We start from the raw sequence: 20,695 nt of genomic DNA on the forward strand, positions 1-20,695 counted from the left end.
CCCGCCAGGCTCATGCCTGGCGGGTTTTTTACTTTACGGTCAGTACTTCTTTTCGGTCAGGCCATCGTCGAGGCGACCTGTACCGTCGCGCTCGATGTCGACATCGGTCTTGCGCACGTTGTCGCGAATGGTTTCTTCGTGCTGGGTGGTTTCGGTGCCCACCCGGACTTCTTCGACGACCCGGGCGGTCTTTTCCACGACGGGCTCTTCCGCGGTTTCCTGGATCTCGAACGAGCCTTCCTTGAAGTTGGACAGCTCATCGGGAGAAGCGGCGCGGTCGACCGGGGTGCGCTGGATGTCGGCGTGCTTTTCGCGCAGGCTCACAGTCTCTTCGACCGGGCGCTCTGTGATATGGGAGACGACGCGGACGCGGCCGTTGTTTCGCTCGCGCTTGCCGACCTTCAGCTCTTCTTCCATCACCGGAATGCTCTTGCCGGTGCCACCGGAGATGCCGCCGCCTGTGGTCATGCCGGTGTTGACGGCGCTGTCGGTTCCCATGCCGGCACTGGCGTCGAAGGCGGTCGGGGTGCCGCTGGCATCGTCGCTCCAGCTGGCGCTGCGCTCGTCGATGTCGAAGGCGCCGTTGCGCTCCATGATGTCGACCACTTCGTCTTCGAGGGCATCATCGACTACCACGGTCATCACCGTGGAACCCCGGCGGACGGCTTCGGGGTAGCTGTCGGCATAACGGCTGTCGGTGGAATCGTTGCCGAACAGCGACTTGAAGAAATCACTGATCTTGTCGCCTACGGTTTCATCGTCTCGGCTACCGCCCATTTCGACTTCTCGCGCTTCGCTGCGGGTGCCGGTCAGGGTATCGCCCGTTGCATCGGCGGTATTGGAGGCGGCCAGGCTGATATCGGTCTGGGAAATACCCTTGCTCATCAGCTCGGTTTTAACTATTTCTGCTTCGCTGTAATTGTCGAATGCGGCTACGAGTGTGTGTTTCATATGTCACCTCTTGGTTATCTGAGCGGCTGGCTTAGACAGATAAATGCCGCTGGAAAGTTATCCACCCCTGTCGGCGCCCTGGCTTTCGGAAGGGTCCCGAGTGACTGTTACCCGTTCTTGCTTCAAGGTAACCGGTACTTCGGCGGTTTCTTCGCGAACCACACGCTGGATATGAAGTTCTTCCTTCAGTACCAGGCGTTTTTCCACGACCAGGATTTCCTCCAGGACGGGAATGATGGTGACGCCCTCTTCTTGCCGGACCTGAGGGATGTCATTCGGATCGACCTCGATTCCATGGACAATGCGATCGATTACCGTCTCTTCACGACGTAGCAGGTCAGAGGCGACGAAGTCTTCGTACTGCACCGATTTCTCCACCCGTACCCGTCCCGTTTCAACGGCTTGCTTACCCACCACAGCTTCTTCCGACATCACCGGAATCGTCTTGCCATCGCTGTCGTCGGGCCTTTTCTCTCGCATCACTTTGCTACCTCAGGGGAACTCGGTGTTCCTGAGTTGTTTGGCGATAGTCCCATCGGCGAGTTCAGAGCTTCTGATAAGCGGTTGGGGTTGAGATAAATGTGCCATCAAGCGAAGCGGATAAAATAATTATCTCGGGGGAGTAAGTCTGAACTTATATAAAGCCAAGCCGGTCGATTGGCTGGCTTTGAATAATATCTAGAAAAGGAATACCCCCATGCTCCACGACGATCCCTCAACCGTAACTCACCACTCGTCGACCAGTGCGCCTGTGCTTAAACGTATTTCATGGAGCGCTATATTTGCTGGCGTTGTAATAGCGCTCACTGTTTCGCTGATTCTGCATCTGCTCGGCACGGCGATCGGTACCGCCACCATCGACCCGCTGGAGGAAAGCAACCCGGTCGCCGGGCTGGGCTGGGGCGCGGCCATCTGGGTCGTGCTGACCGGCATCATTTCGATATTCGTCGGTGGTTGGGTCGCCGGCCGACTGGCCCAGCGCGAAGGCGGCATGCACGGCATTCTGGTGTGGGCAGTGGTATCGCTGGTCAGCGCCTACATGATCACCTCGGCGGTGACCGGCATCGTGCGTGGCGGCGCCAGCCTGGCCGGTAGCGGGCTGGCGGCGGCCGGCAGTGGCATTGCTGCAATGGCGCCGGCGGTGGGAGATCAGGTTCAGCAGGAGCTGGAAGAGCGCGGCATCCAGTTCGACCTGAGCGAATTGCGCAGTGAGCTGGAAACCGCCATGCGCCAGACCGGCAAGCCGGAGCTGCAACCCGAGAACATCGAGCAGGAAATGGAGATGGCGCAACAGGAGGCACAGCAGGCCCCTCGCCAGCCTGGCCCGACTGACCAGCAGCTGGATTCGCTGATGGATCGACTGCAGCAGCGCGGCAGCCAGGCGCTGGATGCCGCCGACCGTGAGGCGATGGTCAATCTGGTGCAGGAGCGCGGCAACATGAGCCAGGCCGAAGCCGAGCGCACTGTCGCCGAAGCCGAGCAGACCCTTGAAGAAGCCCGTGCCCAGTTCGAAGAGCTGCGCGCCGAGGCCGAGCAACGTGCCCGCGAAGCCGCCGAAGTCGCCGCCCGCCGGGTCTCCCAGGCCAGTTGGTTGCTGCTGGTGATGCTCATCATTACCGGGCTGGTCGGCGCCGCCGGTGGTGTCCTGGGCCGCCGCACCCAGCCGGCACCGAAGGTCGTCGCTACCTGAGGCTGGCTGGCAGTCCCGAACGCCGCGGTTGTTCCGCGGCGTTTTTGTGTGTGGCGCAGCCTAGCTTTCCGGCAGGTTGTCGAAGATCTTCGCCAGCACCTGGTTGAGCTTGCGGATCTGCGCTTCGGTCAGCCCCTCGAAGCTCTGGTGAAACAGCTCGTCGGTCACCTCATGCATGTCGTGGAAGACCTGCTGACCCTTATCGGTGATTGCCACCTGCGTGACCCGGCCGTCGAGGCTGCTCTGGCTGGTTTCCACCAGGCCATCTTCCTTCATTCGGTAGACGGTCTTGGTGACGGTGGACAGCTTGGCGATGGCGTGCACGGAGATTTCCGAAATGCTCGACTCGCCGTTCTCGTGGAGGATGTTGAGGATTCGCCAGCGGGGGATGTCCAGGTCGACTTTTTTCAGGCGTTTTTCCATGGCCATGGAATAACGACCGTATACCCGTGCAAGCCAGTAGAACGGAAAGTCTTCCTTGTGGAAGTCCTCGCTGGTGGGGTTGTAGCGACTGCGGCGTTTCTTCGGGATGGTCATGCGGGGGCAGGCTTGTTCGGGGCGGTGGGCAATCATAGACAATTCCGCGTGGTTCGGCCCATGGAGGCTGCCCTGGCATCGGCGCCACCGATTGCTGGCTGGCGCCGGGGCGGTTGGAGGATCACCAGCTGGCGCCGCGTTCGGCGTGCAGTTTGCGCACCATGGCATCGAAGAACTTGGTGGCGAAACCGCTCTCGCGGATCAGCATGGCGGTGAGATTGGCGCAGCGCTCGGCGATGCTGGCGGGCAGCGGGTTGTCCTCGCCGCCGTGGGCACCGGCGGCCACCTGGATCTCGGCGGCGCGCTGCACCGTCCAGAGCAGGAAGAAGGCTCTTTCGATGCTGCTTTCGCCGACCGCGACGCCGTGGTTGCGCAGGACCAGGATGTGCTTGTCGCCGAGGCTGTCGATCATCCGGCTCTTCTCGTCCTCGAACAGGGTAATGCCCTCGAAGGTGTGGTAGCCGACGCGGCCGTAGAGCTGCGCGCCATAGAAGTCGTCATGGGCGAAGCCGGCCTTTTTCTGGGCGATGGCCGAGACCGGGGTGGTGTGGGTGTGGATCACGCACTGGATGTCGTCCCGGGCGCCATGCACGGCGCTGTGCAGGGCAAAGCCCGCCGGGTTGGCATCGTAGGGTGATTCCTCCAGCTTGTTGCCTTCAAGGTCGACCTTGAGCAGGTTGGCCGGAGTGACTTCGGTGTAGTTCAGGCCGAAGGGGTTGACCAGGTAGTGGTGCGCCGGGCCGGGCAGGCGCGCCGAGATGTGGTTGAAGATGGTTTCGGTCCAGCCAAAGAAGTCCACCAGGTGGTAGCAATGGGCGAGCTGGTTGCGCAACGCCCATTCTCCGGCGCTGCAGTGGGCGGGCTTTTCGATCGCTTGCATGGGGTCGTCTCGTCGAGGGGTTAGGCGGGGCGATGGCGGCTGCGGCAGCGCGCCAGGGTAAGGATGTCGCGGGTCACTGGCATGGCCAGGCCCTGGTAGCCGGCCAGCTCCAGCACCGCATCGCCGATGGCGGCCAGTTCCAGCGGGCGGCCGGCTTCGTGGTCTTGCAGCATGGAAGTGCGCACCGCGCCCATGCCGGCGCCCAGGTCCAGAAAGGACTGCGGGTCGATGCTCACCCGCGCGCCATAGGCGGCGGCAGTGAGCAGGGCTTCATGGAGGATCTTGCCGGCCACCTGGCGCAGCTCGGGTTCGCCGTAAATCTCTTCCAGGGTCGCACCGGTGACCACCGACAGTGGGTTGGAGGTGAGGTTGGCGATGATCTTGGTCCACAATTGGTCGCGGATGCGGTCGGTGGCGCGGGCCTCGATACCGGCCCCTTCGATCAGCGCGCGGACCTGCTCGAGTCGAGGGCTCAAGCGATTGTCCGGTTCGCCAAGGATCATCAGGTGCGGATTGCCTGAACGCACGGTCCCGGGGGCTTCTACCTCGGCGGTGATGAACACCACGCAGCCGAGCAGGTGTGCGGGGTCCAGTGCGGCAGCGAGGGTGCCGTCGGGGTCGACCGCTTCGACACGCTCGTTGGCGAAGCGGCCTGTCTCGCCATGGAAATACCACCAGGGCACGCCGTTGACCACCGGGACCACGACCGTCTCAGGGCCGATCAGCGGGGCGAGGCCCGGCAGCAGCCCGGCCAGGGCCGGGGCCTTGACGCAGAGAAAGATCAGGTCCTGTTCGCCGAGGGCGGCGCAGTCGGCTTCGGCGCGGACCGCCACCTGATGTGTCCCGTCCAGATCGGTGAGGCGTACGCCCTGCTCGCGCAGCGCCGCCAGGGTGTTGCCTCGGGCCAGCAGGCTGACCGGCTGGCCGCTGGTGCCGAGGCGCGCGGCCAGGGTGCAGCCGATGGCGCCGGCGCCGACGATGCACAGGCGGGGAAAGGGGGATGACATGCTGTTCTCCAGAATCGGCGCGGGCGGCTCAGGTCGCCAGCATTTCCTGATGCTTGCCGGACAGACCGAGGTAGGCCTCGATGATCCGCGGGTCGTCGGCCATTTGCTGCGCCGGGCCTTCCATCGCCACCTGGCCGGTCTCCAGCACATAGGCGTAGTCGGCCACCCGCAGCGCGGCGCGGGCGTTCTGCTCCACCAGCAGGATCGACACGCCCTGGCGGCGCAGGTCGGTGATGGTGCGAAAGATCTCGCGGGTGATCAGCGGCGCCAGGCCCAGGCTCGGCTCATCGAGCATCAGCAGCTTGGGCTTGGCCATCAGCGCGCGGCCAAGGGCGAGCATCTGCCGCTCGCCACCGGAGAGGGTGGCGGCAAGCTGCTGGCGGCGCTCCCACAGGCGTGGAAACAGGCTGTACACCTCGGCCTGGGTGGCGCGGTAGTTGCGGTCGCCCTTGCGCAAGCGCTGGAAGGCGCCGAGCAGCAGGTTGTCCTCGACGGTCATGCTGGAGAACAGCTCGCGCTTTTCCGGCACCAGGCCGAGCCCGCGCGAGACCATCACCTCCACTTCCGGGACCACTTCCACCACGCCGTCGAACTCCACCGTGCCGCGGGAGCCGAGCACGCCCATGATGGCCGAGAGCAGGGTGGTCTTGCCGGCGCCGTTGGGGCCGATGACGGTGACGATCTGGCCCTCGCCGACCCGCAGGTTGGCGTTGCTCAGGGCTTCCACCTTGCCGTAGGACACGCACAGGTCGCTGACTTCCAGCAACGGCCGGGGCGGCCGGTTTTCGCTAAGCATGTTCATTGATTTCAGCTCCGCCGAGATAGGCTTCGAGTACCGCCGGGTTGCTCTGGATTTCCTCGGGCAGGCCTTCGGCGATCTTCTGGCCGAATTCCATCACCACGATCCGATCGACCAGGCCCATGACGAAGTCCATGTCGTGCTCCACCAGCAGGATCGCCATGCCTTCGCCGCGCAGCCGCTTGAGCAGCTCGCCGAGGGCCTGCTTTTCCTTGTGGCGCAGGCCGGCGGCGGGTTCGTCCAGCAGCAGCAGGCAGGGATCGGCGCAGAGCGCGCGAGCGATCTCCAGGATGCGCTGCTGGCCCAGGGCCAGGCTGCCGGCCTCCTCGTAGAGGTAGTCGCCGAGGCCGACCCGCTCGAGCTGGCGACGCGCCTCGCGCAGCAGCTCGGCTTCCTCGGTGCGATCCAGGTGCAGCGCCGCCGCCAGCACGCCCTTGTCGCCGCGCAGGTGCGCGCCGATGGCGACGTTTTCCAGCACGCTCATTCCCGGAAGCAGCTTGACGTGCTGGAAGGTGCGGCTCATGCCCATGCGGGCGATCTGCCGCGAGGTCTTGCCGCCGACCCGCTCGTCCATGAACAGCACCTCGCCCTCGCTGGGTACGTCGACCCCCGACAGCTGGTTGAACATGGTGCTCTTGCCGGCGCCGTTGGGGCCGATCAGGGCGAGGATCTCGCCGGCGTGGACGCTGAGGTTCATCTTGTCGTTGGCCACCAGGCCGCCGAAGCGCTTGGTCACTTCGCGGGCCTCGAGGATCACCTGGCCCGCTGCCGGCAGGGTGCGACGGCTCAGCCCGGGCGCGTCGTCGCCGGCGATGGGCAGGTCCGGGCGCGGCTTCAGGCGAGCCGGCACCAGGCGCATCAGCAGCGGCCAGAGCCCGCCGGGCGCGCGCTGCATCAGCAGCACGATGAGCAGGCCGAAGACAATGGTTTCGTAGTTGCCGCCGCTGCCCAGCAGTTGCGGCAGCAGGTTCTCCAGCCACTGCTTGAGCATGGTCAGGATGCCGCTGCCGAGCAGCGCGCCCCAGACGCTGCCGACACCGCCGATGAGCGCCATGAACAGGTACTCGATGCCCATGTGCAGGCCGAACGGGGTAGGGCTGACGAAGCGCTGGTTGTGCGCGTAGAGCCAGCCCGACACCGAAGCGAACAGCGCGGCGATGAGAAAGACCACCATCTTCGAGCGGAAGGTGTTCACCCCCATCGACTCGGCCATCACCTGCCCGCCCTTGAGCGCGCGGATGGCGCGGCCTTCGCGGGAATTGAGCAGGTTCTGGGTGATCAGGATGGCGAGCAGCAGGATCGCCCAGATCAGGTAGAAGATCTTGTTGCCGCGATCGAGCGCCATGCCGAACAGCGAGATCGGCGGCAGGTCGCTGACCCCGCTGTGGCCACCAAGGCCATCCAGGGTGCTGAACAGGTAGTACAGCGAGATGCCCCAGGCAATGGTGCCCAGCGGCAGGTAGTGGCCGGACAGCTTGAGGGTCAGCGCGCCGAGCAGCAGCGCCAGGCTCGCGGTCAGCAGGATGCCGATCAGCAATGCCAGCCACGGCGAGCCGCCGGTCCAGGCGAGCCAGGCCGGCAGTTGCTCGGTGGTGGTCAGGTAGGCGCTGGTGTAGGCACCGAGCCCGACAAAGGCGGCCTGGCCAAAGCTGGTCATGCCGCCGACGCCGGTGAGCAGGACCAGGCCGAGCACCACCAGGGTATAGAGGCCTATATAGTTGAGCAGGGTGACCTGGAAGGTCGGCAGTACCAGCGGCGCGAAGCCGAGCAGCACCACCAGGGCGATCAGGGGCAGGTGCAGTTTCATCAGATTTGCGCGAGAAACCCCGCACTTCAGTGCGGGGAGGGATAGCGCGGCGCCGTCAGACGCCCCTGCTCTCGCTGCCTCCTTCTTCGGTGGTTGCTATCTTTACGAGAAGATTTGTACTTTGTGAGGCATGACGAAACGCGCTTGCAAATACCGCTTCTACCCGACACCCGAGCAGGCCGACCTGCTGGCGCGGACGTTCGGCTGTGTGCGTTTCGTCTATAACGCGGTGCTGCGCTGGCGCACTGATGCCTTCTTCAAGGAACAGCAGAAGATCGGCTATACCCAGGCCAGCGCCCGGCTGACCGCGATCAAGAAGGCGCCGGAACTGACCTTCCTGAACGAGGTGTCGAGCGTTCCGCTCCAGCAGGCGCTGCGCCACCAGCAGGCCGCGTTCAAGCATTTCTTCGAGGGCCGCGCCAAGTACCCGGCCTTCAAGAAGAAGCGGCACCGGCAGTCGGCCGAGTTCACCACGTCCGCCTTCCGCTACCGCGACGGCAAGTTGTTCCTGGCCAAGTGTGCCGAGCCCCTGGCGATCCGCTGGAGCCGGGCGCTGCCGAGCGAGCCGTCCACCGTTACCGTGTCCAGGGACGCGGCCGGGCGCTACTTCGTCTCCTGCCTGTGCGAGTTCGCGCCCGAAACCCTGCCCGTCACGCCGAAGATGATCGGCATCGACCTGAGCCTGAAAGACCTGTTCGTCACCAGCGAGGGCGAACGGATCGGCAATCCCCGCCATGCGGCCAAATACGCCACCCGGCTGGCCAGGGCGCAGCGCCGACTGAGCAAGAAGAAGCTCGGCTCGGCCAATCGCGCCAAGGCCCGCCAGAAGGTGGCCCGTATTCACGCCAAGCTCTCCGATTGCCGAATGGACGGCTTGCACAAGCTGTCCCGCAGACTGATTAACGAGAACCAAGTGGTCTGCGTCGAATCGCTCACCGTGAAGAACATGATCCGCAACCCTACGCTGAGCAAGGCGATCGCCGATGTTGGCTGGGGTGAGCTGGTGCGCCAGCTTGAGTACAAGGGCGAATGGGCCGGGCGACAGGTGGTCGGCATCGACCGTTGGTACCCCAGCTCCAAACGCTGCTCCTGTTGCGGGCATACGCTGGACTCGCTCCCGCTCGACATTCGCGCCTGGGCCTGCCCCGAGTGCAAGACGGAGCACGACCGCGACGTGAACGCTGCGGTCAATATCAAGGCCGCCGGGCTGGCGGTGTTAGCCCTTGGAGAGAATGTAAGTAGCATGGGTCCAGTACCTGTGTCCGGTTCTCGTTGAATTGGGAATCCCCTTCCTTTAGGGAGGGGGGCAGTCAATCGTCTTCCTCCACATGACGGCTGGTGAGCGAACGCCAGAGCAGGAAGGGAATGATCAGTGTGAACACGATGATTTCCTTGTAGGTACTGGCCCAGAACATCGAAAAGGCTTCGATCAGGCCCACCGCCAGCGCGCCCAGCGCCGCCACCGGATAGCTGGCCAGGCCGCCGATGATGGCGCCGACGAAGCCCTTGAGGCTGATGATGAAACCCGAGTCGAAATACAGCGTGGTCAGCGGCGCGATGAGGATGCCCGAGAGGGCGCCGATCAGCGCCGCCAGGGCAAAGGTGGCCTTGCCCGCCAGGACCGGCGAGATGCCCATCAGCCGTGCGCCCATGCGGTTCACTGCGGTGGCCCGCAGTGCCTTGCCGTAGAGGCTGCGCTCGAAGAACAGGAACAGGCCGATGATCAGTCCCAGCGAAACCGCGATGACCCACAGCGTCTGGCTGTTCAGGGTGACCGGGCCAAGGGTCAGGCCGGCTTCGGAGAAGGGTTCGGTACGTGCGCCTTCCGGGCCGAACACCAAGAGGGCGAAGCCGACCATGGCCACGTGCACTGCGATGGAGACGATCAACAGCACCAGCGGATGGGCGCCGGCCACCGGCTGGAAGAACAGCCGGTAGATCTGCGGGCCGAGCGGCACCACCAGGGCCAGGGTCAGCAGCGCCTGCATGGCCATGGGCAGCGACGCCAGCGGCAGCTGGGTGATCAGCAGCACCAGCAGCCCGGCATAGCCGAGCTTGATGGGCACCCACTTGGGAAAGCGGAACCCGTGGCTGGCGCGCACCGCGCCATACAGGTCCATCAGGCAATCGACGAGGGTCAGGGCGAGCACCAGCCAGACCAGCGCGGTCGGCTGGCCCGTCTGGATGGCCGCCATGGCCAGGGCGCCATAGGTGACGAACTCACCCTGCGGAATCAGCAGGATTCGGGTCACGGTGAAGACCAGCAGGATCGAGAGCGCCAGCAGCGCGTAGATCGCACCGTTGGTGATCCCATCCTGGCCGAGCAGCATGGCTATCTGGAGATTCATTTATAGGGTTTCCTGAAAACTGGACCTGTTGCGCAGCACATGCCCGGCGGCAGGTCTGTGCAGGCATGCCCGGAACGTGGCGAGATAGGCCTGCCCCGCCGCTAGCGCGGGGCAGGGGGGCGGTCAGGTCACTGCTCGCCGAGCAGGGTCCACTTGCCGCCGCGGACGGTGATCAGCTCGCGGCCGCGCTCGTCGAAGCCGCTGTGATCCTCCGGGGTCATGCTGTAGACGCCCTGGGTCGCCGCCAGCTCGGTGGTCTGTTCCAGGGCATCGCGCAGCGCCGCGCGGAACTCCGGCGTGCCCGGCTTGGCCGCCTCGCTGGCCAGCGGGATGGCCTGTTCCAACAGCAGCCCGGCGTCATAGACGTTGGCACCGAAGGTCGCCGGGGTGCTGCCGTGCATCTCCCGGTAGCGGTTGATGTAGTCCTGGGCGATGGGCTTGGACGGGTGGCTGTCCGGCACTTCGTCGATCACCAGCATCAGGCTGGCGGCCAGGATGGTGCCTTCCACCTTGCGCCCGCCGAGGCGCAGGAAGTCATCCAGCGCGGCGCCGTGGGTCTGGTACACCTGCCCTTTGTAGCCCTGGTCGAACAGGGTGGTCTGGGGCATCACTGCTGAACTGCCGGGCGCCGCTACGAGCACCGCGTCAGGTTTGGCCATGAGGATCTTCAGGCCCTGGCCGGTCATCGAGGTGTCCTGGCGCTGGAAGCGCTCGCTGGCGACGATCTTGATGCCGTTCTCCTCGGCGAGGGCGGTCATCACCCGGCTCCAGTTTTCTCCGTAAGGGTCGGCGGTGCCGACGAAGCCCAGGGTCTTCACACCCTTGGCGAGCATGTCTTCCATCAGCGCGGCGGCGATCAGGTCGTCGTTCTGGGTGGTCTTGAACACCCATTTCTTCTGTTCTGTCATCGGCAGCACCACGGCGGCGGTGCCCACCGGCGCCAGCATCGGGGTGCCGGACTCGGCGGCGAACTGGATGACCCCCATGGCATTGGGCGAACCGCTCGGGCCGATGATGGCGTCGACCCTTTCCTCGTCGATGAGCTTCTTGAACGCCTTCACCGAGGCGGTGGGGTCGCTGCCGTCATCGAGGGAGATGTAGCTCACCTTGTGCTCGCCGATCTGGGTCGGCATCAGCGGCACGCTGTTGCGCTGCGGGATGCCCACCAGCGCGATCGGTCCGGTGGAGGAGGTGATCACGCCGATCTTGACGTCGGCCAGGGCGCTCGTGGTGAGGGCCATCGCCGTGCACAGCGAACTCAGCAGAAAAGCGTTCTTCAATGACATCTCGTGCTCCAGGTGCAAGGCAAAGTACCAGGCGGCTCTGGTGTGGCCGCCCTTTCAAGGTTCGCCGTTGGGCATGCCGGCGGCGTTTGGGTCAGCAAGCGTTTAGCAGGTTGCATGCCAGGGAACCCCTTGCACCAGCAGCGTGCCCCCGCCGAGATTGCCATCTGCAGTGGGCCGAAGACGCTCCAGCCATGGGCTTGCCTGGCAGGTGCTCGTCTCCGTTCTTGGCGCCGCCGGAGCCTGTGTGACGGGGCTTCTGGCGTTTTCTTGTCTCATTGTTTTTGCGCTTAAAATCTGACTTTAAACTAGTAGAAAAATATCCATGAATCCAAATTTTTTTTTGCTTTGAAGGTGCGAGGTAATTTTTTTCGAGAACGTCTGCCGAGCGGCTGGCTACCTCTGAAAGCGGCACCATCCATTTCCCGCTATAATAAATAAGATACTGAAATGAAAGGATTTATTGATGTTTTTTGAGGGGCTGTGAGCGGCTTTACGGGCGGTGCATGGAATGCACAGTACCGGTGCAAATACGTGAATTGTGCACCAAATAAAACATCCATTTTCTTTTGATCTTTCAATTGACAATTCACGTAAATGTGGCAATTTTGCCTCCATCGGTTCCGGCCAGCTTCCATGGTCGGGCAACAGCAGGAGGCGGATTGCATGACGATCCTCACAGAGCGGATGGCGCTGAACCCGGGCGGCCCGACGGCGGTGGTGAAGGACACCATCGACATCGCCGGCTACCCGACCCGCGCCGCCAGCCGCGCGCTGGCCGAGGCGCCACCTGCCTCGGCCCATGCGGCGGTGGTCGAGGGGCTGCTGGCCGCCGGCTTCGAGATTTGCGGCAAGGCCAACCTGCACGAGCTGGCCTTTGGGACCACCGGCATCAACCACTGGACCGGCACCCCGGCCAACCCACGCTATCCCGGGCGCATCCCCGGTGGCTCGTCCAGCGGTTCCGCCGCGGCGGTGGCAGCAGGGCTGGCGGAGGTCGCGCTGGGCACCGATACCGGCGGCTCGGTGCGCGTTCCGGCCTGCTGTTGCGGGGTGTTCGGCTTCAAGCCGACCTTCGGCCGGGTCAGCCGCGAAGGGGTCATGCCGGCCCGCTCCAGCCTCGATTGCGTCGGCCCGTTCGCCGCCGATCTGACCATGCTGACCCGCGCCATGCGGGCCATCGATAAAAGCTTCGGCGCGCTGCCGCAGGTGACGGATGTGAGCCTCGGCGTGGTACCGGTGAGCGCCCACCCGGAGATTCTCCAGGCACTGGAGCAGGCGTTGGCGAGCAGTGGTTTCGTGCTCGGCGAAGCGCCCTTGCCCGGCATGGAGGCGGCCTACAAGGCTGGCATGGTGGTGATCAACCGCGAGACCTGGCAGGCCTGCGAAGGGCTGCTGGCGAGCGACCTGGTGGGGGACGACGTGGCCGGCCGGCTGCGCGCCGCCGGTGAAACGAGCGACGCCGCGCTGGCCGAGGCCGAGGCGGTGCGCCAGGCCTTTACCGCCGAGGTGGACGCCGCCCTGCAGTGCCATCCGGTGCTGGTCCTGCCGACCATGCCCGACTACCCGCTGCGCCTCGACGAGGCCGCCGACACCCGCGCGGTGCTCGGTATGACGGCCTTTGTCCGGCCTTTCAATCTGTCCGGCCACCCGGCCCTGAGCATCCCGCTCGAGGGCGCCGCCGGTTTGCCGGTGGGCCTGCAACTGGTGGCCGCCAAGGGCGACGACGAACTGCTGTTCGCGGTCGCCCAGGCCCTGACCGCACGCCTCGAATCCCCCGTTTCCGACCACGGAGTCTCCCATGACATCGCTTAACGCCCGGGGCAGCGACGCCGCGCCTATCTTCTCCAGCGGTGCGTTCCAGCAGCTGCTCGCGGAGATTCGCGAGCGGGCCCGCAGCAACGAATTCGACCGGCAGAAGCACATCTCGCAAGACATCATCGAGCGCTTCCGCGAGCTGGGGGTATATCGCGCCCTGGTGCCGAAACGCTTTGGTGGCGAGCAGCGTTCGCCGGGCGAGTTCTGCCGGATGGTCGAGGCCATTTCGGTGGCTGACGGGTCCGCCGGCTGGGTCGCCAGTTTCGGCATGAGCCCGGTATATCTGTCGGCACTGCCGCTCGACACCATCGCCCAGGTCTACGCCGAGTCGCCGGACGTGGTGTTCGCCGGCGGGATCTTTCCGCCGCAGCCGGCGCAATACGTCGACGGCGGTCTGGAAGTCTCCGGCCGCTGGAAGTTCTCCAGCGGCTGCATGGGCGCCTCGCTGGTGGGCGTGGGCATCGCGCCGAAAAAGGGCGACGAGAGCCTCGGCCTGCCGCGCATGGCCGTGCTGCCCCGGCACCAGGCGCGCGTCGAGCAGAGCTGGGATGTGGTCGGCCTGATCGGCACCGGCAGCCATGACCTGGTGGTCGACAAGGTGGTGGTGCCCGAGGACTGGACCTTTGTCCGGGGCGGCCCGTCGAACCTCGACGAGCCCCTGTTCCGTTATCCCTCGTTGTCCTTTGCCACCCAGGTGCTGTCGGTGGTGGGCCTCGGTGTGGCCCGTGCCGCGCTGGATTACCTCGCCGACATGGCCAGCGGTCGCACCTCGGTCACCGGCGCTCCGATCCTGGCCGAACGGCCACTCGCCCAGGCCGAGTTCGCCAAGGCCGAGGCCTCGTTGCGCGCCGCCCGCGCCTGGTTCTACGAAGCCATCGACGAGGCCTGGGACAGCGTGCTGAGTGGCGTGCCGGCCTCGGTCGAGCAGACCAACATGCTGCGCCTGTCCTCGACCCACGCGACCCGCGTCGCCGCCGAGGTGGCCCGCACCGCGCAGATGCTTTCGGGCATGACCGGCATCTACCGCGACAGCCCGCTGGCGCGCTTCGTCAACGACACCCAGGTGGTGACCCAGCACGCCTTCATGGGCGACGTCACCTACCAGAACGCCGGCGCCATCTTTTTCGGCAAGAGCCCCTTGCCCGGCTATCTCTGAACCGCAACCCGAAGGTGCATCCCATGAGTGAGAAAAAACCGTTGCGCGTGCTGTTCTGCATGGGCATCAACCAGAACTTCTTCGACGCCCCCCGCGAGGAACAGCTCGAGGTCTGGGCTGCCTTCGGCCAGATGTGGAACGGCATCCACGACCTGCCCGGCGTCACCGTCCTCGGCAACATGGATGACGACCAGAGCATGGTCGGCCCGTCCGCCGGCTGGCCCTGGACCACCTACCTGCTGGCCGACGTGCCGGACATCGAGACCGTCCATGCCGCCTGCAACCTGTTTCGCAGCACCCCGGTCGGCAGCGGCACCTACAAGCTCTGGCGCTACGCCAAGGTCGAGGCCCGAGTCGGCCGCGAACTGATCATCCAGCGTTGATCCCTGCCATGGCCCACGACGATCGAGACCTGCACCAGCGCCTGCGCCGCTTCGAGATCGAAGCCGCCGCGCGCGCCTGCATGAATCGCTACATGGTGTTGTGCGACGCGCTGGATGCCCGCACGCCGCTGGACGAACTGGCCGGCCTGTTCATCCGCGAGGCGATCTGGGAAGGCAAGGGTGCCCGCTACCGCGACAGCTTTGGCGGCTACCGCGGGCGCGAGGCGATCCGCGCCATGTTCGCCGGCTACATGCGCGAGCCGGCGCACTTCGCCCTGAACGTGCATTTTCTCACCTCCGAGCTGATCGAGGCCGGTGATGAGGAGGCCCGGGGCCAGTGGGTGATGCTGCAGACCTCGACCTTCGCCGACGGCAGCTCGCACCTCAATGCCGCGCGGCTGCAGGTGCGCTTCGTCGAGGAGGAGGGGCACTGGCGCATGGCCCATTTCCAGACCGAAAACCTGTTCAGCCGTCCCGTCGACCGCTGGAACAGCCAGGCGCCGCTGCCGGTGCCGACCCAGACCGATATCTCGCGGCCCGACGCGGCCGACCAGGAGTGACCGTGAACAGATTGCTAGACACCGTAACGCTGGACTCCAGCGCCGCCGACCTGGTGCTGCCGGACCGGGTACATACCTCGCTGTACACCGACCCGAAGATCTTCGACGAGGAAATGGACAAGATCTTTTCCGGCACCTGGGTGTGGGTCGCCCATGCCAGCGAGATTCCCGACAGCGGCAGCTACAAGACCGGCTACATCGGCAAGCAGCCGGTACTCACCGTGCGCGACCGCAAGAAGCAGGTCCATGTCCTGCTCAACCGCTGCCGCCACCGCGGCGCCACCGTCTGCGAAGGCAAGAAGGGCAAGACCAACAGCCTGGTCTGCCCCTACCACGGCTGGAGCTATGCCCTCGATGGCAGCCTGCGCGGCGTGCCGCACCCGGAAAGCTACGCCGACATGCTCGACAAGGGGGAACTGCCGCTGGTCAGCCTGCGCGTGGAGGAATACGCCGGGATGATCTTCGCCACCTTCAAGCACGACATCGAACCCCTGGTGGACTTTCTTGGCCCGGCGAAGAAGTGGATGGACCTGTTCATGAAGCAGGGCGGCGGCTACCCGATCAAGGTCGCTGGCGAGCACCGCTTCCGCTTTCCCGGCAACTGGAAGATCCAGCTGGAAAACACCACCGACGCCTATCACTTCCCGCTGGTGCACAAGTCGTTTCTTGCCAGCGTCGACAAGCAGACCGAGGAGATGCTCGATTTCGTCGACGGCACCGGCTACGTCGAGGACCTGGGCAACGGCCACAGCGTGATGGTGATGATCCCCGAACTGGTGGACCTGGAAGCCAACCTCGACCTGCCCATCCCGGCGCGCTTCGAGTCGCTGGCCGCCGAGCTGCGCGACGAGGGCCATGACGAGCCGTCGGTGCGCCGCATCGTCCGTGCCGTCGGTGGCTCGGGCTTCAACCTCAACCTGTTCCCCAACGTGGCCTGCTCGATGGCCTTCTTCCGGGTGCTGCGGCCGATCTCGGTGACCGAGACCGAGATCCACCATTCGGTGATCACCATGGACGGCGGCCCGGCCTGCGCCAACCGCGCCCGGTTGCGCCTGCACGAACACTTCCAGGGCCCCATGGGCTTCGGCACGCCGGACGACTCGGAAGCCTGGGAGCGGGTTCAGAAGGGCGCCAGTGCGGGCCCCGATCTGTGGATCATGCTCAACCGCGGGCTGGCCGGCGAAAAGCCCAGCGAAGACGGGCGGGTCAGCGACGTCAGTGCCGAGACCGGCATGCGCGCGGCCTACCAGCAATGGAAAAAGATGATGTCGGCCTGAGCCCACGGAGCGCCCCATGAACGAGCTGCAACTACTCAACCAGGTCACCGCCTTCATCTGGCAGGAAGGCGACATGCTCGACCACGCCGAATATCAGGCCTGGCTGGACCTCTGGACCGAGAAGGGGACCTACATCATCCCCATCGATCCCGAGGAGACCGACCTCGAGAACACCCTGAACTACGCCTACGACGACCACCACATGCGCAGCCTGCGGGTGCGCCGGCTGACCAGCGGGGAATCCATCTCCACCTCGCCGACGCCGCGCACCATCCGCAGCCAGTCACGCTTTCGCCTGCTCGCTGACGACGGCGAGGTGGTCACCCTGCGCTGCGCCCAGGAACTCTGCGAGTTCCGCAAGGAAACCGTCCGGCACTACACCGCCGACGTCACCTACGAGCTGTTGCGCAGCGGCGAGAGCTTTCGCCTGCAGCGCAAGGTGATCCGCCTGATCAACTCCACCGATACCCTCACCGGCATCGGCTACATCCTCTGAGGGCATCGCCATGACGCAGATCGCACTGGTCACCGGTGCCGCCCAGGGGCTGGGCAGGGCCATCGCCGGCCGGCTGTTGGAGGCCGGCTACACGGTGGCCCTGACCGACCGCTCGGCCGAGGCCGCCGAGGCCGCCGCCCGCGAGCTCGACCCGAGCGGCGAGCGGACCCTGGCGCTGGAGCTGGACGTCGCCCGCAAGGCCGATTTCGAGTCCGCGCTGGCTGCGGTGCTGGCGCGCTGGGGGGCGCTGCACGTGGCGGTGAACAACGCCGCGATGACCCTGACCACGCCGGTGATGCAGATCAGCCCGGAGGAATTCGACCGGGTGGTGAGCACCAATCAGCGCGGCACCTTTGTCGGCTGCCAGGTCTTTGGCGCGCACATGGCGACGGCGGGCTACGGCCGGATCATCAACATGGCCTCGCTGGCCGGGCAGAACGGCGGCACCGCCACCGGCGCGCACTACGCCGCCTCCAAGGGCGCCATCGTCACCCTGACCAAGATCTTCGCCAAGGAGCTGGCAGGGGCGGGTGTCACGGTCAACGCCATCGCCCCGGGGCCGATCGAGTCACCGGCGGTGCGCGCCGCGGTGCCGCCGGAGCGCCTGGAAGGCCTGATCGCCAGCATCCCGGTGAAACGCCTGGGCGACGCCGGCTTCATCGGTGACCTGGTGGTGCAACTGGCCCGCCCGGAAGCCTACTTCACCACCGGGGCGACCTGGGACGTGAACGGCGGATTGTTCATGCGCTGAGACAGCCCATGAGGGCTGCGTTTTCAACCTTGTGTGCCTTACGGGAAGACCCGGTATGACTGAAGAAAGCTTGAACGTGGTGGTGCGCAAGCGCCAGTTGCAGGGCGACGGCGTGGTCGTGCTCGACCTCGGCCTGGCCAGCGGCGAGGCGCTGCCGCCATTCGAGGCCGGTGCCCATGTCGACCTGCATATCGCTCCGGGCCTGGTGCGCCAGTACTCGCTGTGCAGCGATCCGGCGGACTGCTCGGTCTACCGCCTCGGCGTGCTCAGGGACCCCGCGTCCCGCGGCGGCTCGCTGGGTGTGCATGACGGGTTGGCCGAAGGCAGCGAGGTGAGCATCAGCCTGCCGCGCAACCTCTTCCCGCTGGTGCCCGCCGCCCGCCGCTCGATCCTCATCGGCGGTGGCATCGGCGTCACCCCGATGATCGCCATGGCCTTCGCCCTGCAGGCGTCCGCCAGCGATTTCGAGCTGCACTACTGCGGCCGGTCGCGCAGCCGCAGTGCTTTTCTCGACGAGCTGGCCGGCGCCGCCTTCGCCGCCCGGGTGCACACCCATTTCGATGACGAGGGCCAGGACCAGAAGCTCGACCTGGACGCGGTGCTCGGCGCCGTCGCGCCGGGGCCGGACGTGCACGTCTACGTCTGCGGCCCGTCCGGCTTCATGGACTGGGTGATCGGCGAAGCGCAGCTGCGTGGCTACACCGGGGCCCAGGTGCACCGCGAGTACTTCCAGGTGCAAAGCGACGCCTCGGGGGGCGCCTTCGAGGTGGTCGCGGCACGCAGCGGCAAGCAGGTCCAGGTGGCCGAGGGGCAGACCATCGTCGAGGCGCTGGCCGGGGTCGGCATCGAGATCGAGGTGTCCTGCGAGCAGGGCATCTGTGGCACCTGCCTGTGCGACGTGCTCGAAGGCGAACCGGATCACCGCGACGTGTACTTGACCGAGGATGAGCGGGCGGGCAACGACCAGATTCTCACCTGCTGTTCGCGCGCCAAATCGAAAACCCTGGTTCTGGACATCTGACGGAGGATATTCCCATGGTCGATACCACCGGCTTTCGCAACGCCATGTCCATGCTGGGCGGCGCCGTCTCGGTGATCACCACCGACGGCCCGGCGGGGCGCTGGGGCTTCACCGCCTCGGCCGTATGCAGTGTTACCGACCAGCCGCCGATGCTGCTGGTCTGCATGAACCGCGCCTCCTATTCCAACGCCAGTTTCAAGGAGAACGGCGTGCTCTGCGTGAACGTACTCGGCGCCGAGCACCAGACCCTCTCGGCGGCCTTCGCCAGCCGCGAGCTGGAGATGCCCGAGCGCTTTGCCTGCACCGGCTGGAGCCGGCTGGAGAGCGGCGCGCCGGTGATGGACGAGGCGCTGGTGAGCTTCGACTGCCGCATCGCCCAGGTCCACGAAATGGGCTCGCACAGCATCTTCTACTGCGAAATCCTCGGCCTGAAGCAGGGCGCCGGCCAGGAAGGACTGGCCTATTTCAACCGCGCCTATCACCGCCTGGGCGAGGTCTCCAAGGCCATCTGCTGACGCCACGAGCACACAGAAAAATCATTTCCATCCGACGAGGTGGAGAGGGACAGATGCGGGCGGAAAACCCGATCCGCACCTTTTGGACTGCCGCTTCAAAGAAGGACCACACAGTGCTCGGCACGTCATCACGGGACATCACCATGTTTGAGAAGAAAATGCTTGCGTGCGCCATCCGGGGAATGGGTTTCTTGGGAGCGCTCGCCGCGCCCAGCCTGGTCCACGCCGGTTTCGTCGAAGACAGCCAGGTCAGCCTGGGCATGCGCAACTTCTACATCGATCGCGACTTCAAGCAGAGCGACGCCCCGCAGTCGCGGGTCGGCAGTTGGTCGCAGGGCTTCGACTTCCGCGCCATCTCCGGTTACACCGAAGGGCCGGTGCAGTTCGGCCTGGATCTCTCGGCGCAGTATGCGGTGCGCCTGGACGGCGGTGGCGGCCGCGGCCCGGACGGCATCATTCCCTTCCACCGCAGCGAGGGCGAGCAGGCCCGCGATTACGGCCGCGCTGCGCTGACCGCCAAGATGCGTTTCTCCAACACCGAGGTGAAGCTCGGCGAGCACCGGCCCAAGCTGCCGGTGGTGTTCCTGGATGACTCCCGCCAGCTGATCACCACCTATCACGGCTTATCCATCGAATCGAAAGAGATCGACAGGCTGACCCTGACCGCTGGCCGCTTCACCGAAATCAGCAGCCGCGAATCCTCGGGCCGGGAAAAGATGTACCTGTTCAACGGCCCGGACATCCGTTTCCGCAGCGATGGCCTCAACTTCGGCGGCGCCACCTACGCCTTCACCCCGGCGTTCTCGGCCACCTATTTCTACGGGCAGCTGGAAGACATCTACGACCAGCACTACTTCGGGCTGGCCCACAATGCCGACCTGGGCAACGGCTACAAGCTGAAGACCGACCTGCGCTACTTCCACAACAGCGAGGATGGCGACGCCTACTACGGCGACATCGACAACCGTTCCTATGGCGCGCTGACGAGCCTGAGCAAGAACTTCCACAGCGTGGCGGTGGGTTATCAGCGCATGCTCGGCGACAACGCCTTCCCGACCATCAGCGGCTATGCGCCGCAGCCGTTCCTGGTGAACTGGTCGACCATCGCCTTCATCAAGCCCAGCGAGCGCTCCTGGCAGTTGCGCTACGACTACGACTTCGCCGGCGTCGGCGTGCCGGGCCTGAAGCTGATGACCCGCTACCTGCGCGGCACCGGCATCGACCGCGGGGCGCTGGATGACAACGTCGAGAGCGAGCGCAACATCTTTCTCGGCTACGTGATCCAGAACGGACCGCTCAAGGGCCTCGGCATCGAGGGGCGCAACATCAATGTCAAGACCCGCTACGGCGCCGACTTCGACGAGAATCGCCTGATCACCACCTACACCTGGAACTTCTGAGCCCGAGCCGGCCGCG

General features: G+C 65.4%; 21 protein-coding genes. 12 read left to right on the forward strand and 9 right to left on the reverse strand.

The annotated features are described in order from the left end of the window. Nucleotides 1–39 precede the first annotated feature (39 nt). Nucleotides 40–951 carry a YsnF/AvaK domain-containing protein gene (locus ACFOMF_RS12385; protein WP_386365233.1) on the reverse strand — a complete coding sequence of 304 codons (912 nt, stop codon included), beginning with the start codon at nucleotides 949–951 and terminating at the stop codon, nucleotides 40–42. 57 nt (nucleotides 952–1,008) lie between these two features. Next, nucleotides 1,009–1,431 (reverse strand): YsnF/AvaK domain-containing protein, encoded by a 423-nt coding sequence (locus tag ACFOMF_RS12390; protein WP_386365235.1) that lies wholly within the window; start codon nucleotides 1,429–1,431, stop codon nucleotides 1,009–1,011. A gap of 217 nt (nucleotides 1,432–1,648) precedes the next feature. Between ACFOMF_RS12390 and ACFOMF_RS12395 the strand changes: the two genes are divergently transcribed. Beyond that, nucleotides 1,649–2,641: a hypothetical protein gene (locus ACFOMF_RS12395; RefSeq protein WP_386365236.1), complete on the forward strand. Its 993-nt coding sequence runs from the start codon at nucleotides 1,649–1,651 to the stop codon at nucleotides 2,639–2,641. A 60-nt stretch (nucleotides 2,642–2,701) separates the two neighbouring features. Here the strand turns inward: ACFOMF_RS12395 and ACFOMF_RS12400 are convergent, their stop codons facing one another. The 5 genes from ACFOMF_RS12400 to ACFOMF_RS12420 form a co-directional block, all read right to left on the reverse strand. Further along, nucleotides 2,702–3,178, reverse strand: a complete 477-nt coding sequence (locus ACFOMF_RS12400; RefSeq protein WP_386365830.1) for a MarR family winged helix-turn-helix transcriptional regulator — start codon at nucleotides 3,176–3,178, stop codon at nucleotides 2,702–2,704. Between the two features lie 121 nt (nucleotides 3,179–3,299). Further along, nucleotides 3,300–4,058 (reverse strand): class II aldolase/adducin family protein, encoded by a 759-nt coding sequence (locus ACFOMF_RS12405; RefSeq protein ID WP_386365238.1) that lies wholly within the window; start codon nucleotides 4,056–4,058, stop codon nucleotides 3,300–3,302. 20 nt (nucleotides 4,059–4,078) lie between these two features. After that, the gene (locus tag ACFOMF_RS12410; protein WP_386365240.1) at nucleotides 4,079–5,065 is read right to left on the reverse strand and encodes a ketopantoate reductase family protein; all 987 of its coding nucleotides are present in this window, start codon (nucleotides 5,063–5,065) and stop codon (nucleotides 4,079–4,081) included. Between the two features lie 28 nt (nucleotides 5,066–5,093). Next, a complete protein-coding gene (locus ACFOMF_RS12415) occupies nucleotides 5,094–5,867 on the reverse strand; it encodes an ABC transporter ATP-binding protein (protein ID WP_449342987.1) in 774 nt (257 codons plus the stop codon). Next, on the reverse strand, nucleotides 5,854–7,671 hold the full coding sequence (locus tag ACFOMF_RS12420) for a branched-chain amino acid ABC transporter ATP-binding protein/permease (protein ID WP_386365242.1): 1,818 nt from the start codon (nucleotides 7,669–7,671) through the stop codon (nucleotides 5,854–5,856). The genes ACFOMF_RS12415 and ACFOMF_RS12420 overlap by 14 nt, the downstream gene beginning before the upstream one ends. Before the next feature lie 130 nt (nucleotides 7,672–7,801). Here ACFOMF_RS12420 and ACFOMF_RS12425 point away from each other — a divergent pair, with 130 nt between their 5' ends. Then, nucleotides 7,802–8,947: an RNA-guided endonuclease InsQ/TnpB family protein gene (locus ACFOMF_RS12425; protein ID WP_386365244.1), complete on the forward strand. Its 1,146-nt coding sequence runs from the start codon at nucleotides 7,802–7,804 to the stop codon at nucleotides 8,945–8,947. A 34-nt stretch (nucleotides 8,948–8,981) separates the two neighbouring features. Here ACFOMF_RS12425 and ACFOMF_RS12430 read toward each other — a convergent pair whose 3' ends face one another. Together ACFOMF_RS12430 and ACFOMF_RS12435 are read right to left on the reverse strand one after the other, a co-directional pair. Then, a complete protein-coding gene (locus tag ACFOMF_RS12430; RefSeq protein WP_386365246.1) occupies nucleotides 8,982–10,019 on the reverse strand; it encodes a branched-chain amino acid ABC transporter permease in 1,038 nt (345 codons plus the stop codon). A 128-nt stretch (nucleotides 10,020–10,147) separates the two neighbouring features. Beyond that, the gene (locus tag ACFOMF_RS12435; RefSeq protein WP_386365248.1) at nucleotides 10,148–11,305 is read right to left on the reverse strand and encodes an ABC transporter substrate-binding protein; all 1,158 of its coding nucleotides are present in this window, start codon (nucleotides 11,303–11,305) and stop codon (nucleotides 10,148–10,150) included. A gap of 663 nt (nucleotides 11,306–11,968) precedes the next feature. Between ACFOMF_RS12435 and ACFOMF_RS12440 the strand changes: the two genes are divergently transcribed. The 10 genes from ACFOMF_RS12440 (at nucleotide 11,969) to ACFOMF_RS12485 (ending at nucleotide 20,679) form a co-directional block, all read left to right on the forward strand. Further along, a complete protein-coding gene (locus tag ACFOMF_RS12440; protein WP_386365250.1) occupies nucleotides 11,969–13,117 on the forward strand; it encodes an amidase in 1,149 nt (382 codons plus the stop codon). Beyond that, a complete protein-coding gene (locus ACFOMF_RS12445; protein ID WP_386365253.1) occupies nucleotides 13,104–14,276 on the forward strand; it encodes an acyl-CoA dehydrogenase family protein in 1,173 nt (390 codons plus the stop codon). The genes ACFOMF_RS12440 and ACFOMF_RS12445 overlap by 14 nt, the downstream gene beginning before the upstream one ends. 23 nt (nucleotides 14,277–14,299) lie before the next feature. After that, nucleotides 14,300–14,659, forward strand: a complete 360-nt coding sequence (locus ACFOMF_RS12450) for an IacB protein (protein WP_386365255.1) — start codon at nucleotides 14,300–14,302, stop codon at nucleotides 14,657–14,659. Nucleotides 14,660–14,667: 8 nt separating this feature from the next. Further along, on the forward strand, nucleotides 14,668–15,219 hold the full coding sequence (locus tag ACFOMF_RS12455) for a nuclear transport factor 2 family protein (protein ID WP_386365257.1): 552 nt from the start codon (nucleotides 14,668–14,670) through the stop codon (nucleotides 15,217–15,219). A 2-nt stretch (nucleotides 15,220–15,221) separates the two neighbouring features. Then, a complete protein-coding gene (locus ACFOMF_RS12460) occupies nucleotides 15,222–16,496 on the forward strand; it encodes an aromatic ring-hydroxylating oxygenase subunit alpha (RefSeq protein ID WP_386365259.1) in 1,275 nt (424 codons plus the stop codon). Nucleotides 16,497–16,512: 16 nt separating this feature from the next. Further along, complete coding sequence (locus ACFOMF_RS12465) at nucleotides 16,513–16,992, forward strand: aromatic-ring-hydroxylating dioxygenase subunit beta (protein ID WP_386365261.1); 480 nt, start codon at nucleotides 16,513–16,515, stop codon at nucleotides 16,990–16,992. Nucleotides 16,993–17,002: 10 nt separating this feature from the next. Continuing rightward, nucleotides 17,003–17,743 (forward strand): SDR family NAD(P)-dependent oxidoreductase, encoded by a 741-nt coding sequence (locus ACFOMF_RS12470; RefSeq protein ID WP_386365263.1) that lies wholly within the window; start codon nucleotides 17,003–17,005, stop codon nucleotides 17,741–17,743. Between the two features lie 55 nt (nucleotides 17,744–17,798). Next, complete coding sequence (locus ACFOMF_RS12475; protein WP_386365265.1) at nucleotides 17,799–18,764, forward strand: PDR/VanB family oxidoreductase; 966 nt, start codon at nucleotides 17,799–17,801, stop codon at nucleotides 18,762–18,764. A 14-nt stretch (nucleotides 18,765–18,778) separates the two neighbouring features. Next, nucleotides 18,779–19,279 (forward strand): flavin reductase, encoded by a 501-nt coding sequence (locus ACFOMF_RS12480; protein WP_386365268.1) that lies wholly within the window; start codon nucleotides 18,779–18,781, stop codon nucleotides 19,277–19,279. A gap of 143 nt (nucleotides 19,280–19,422) precedes the next feature. After that, nucleotides 19,423–20,679: an OprD family porin gene (locus ACFOMF_RS12485; RefSeq protein WP_386365270.1), complete on the forward strand. Its 1,257-nt coding sequence runs from the start codon at nucleotides 19,423–19,425 to the stop codon at nucleotides 20,677–20,679. Nucleotides 20,680–20,695: the final 16 nt, after the last annotated feature.

Origin of the sequence: Stutzerimonas tarimensis (genome assembly GCF_042648805.1) — a bacterium.
GTDB classification, from domain to species: domain Bacteria; phylum Pseudomonadota; class Gammaproteobacteria; order Pseudomonadales; family Pseudomonadaceae; genus Azomonas; species Azomonas tarimensis.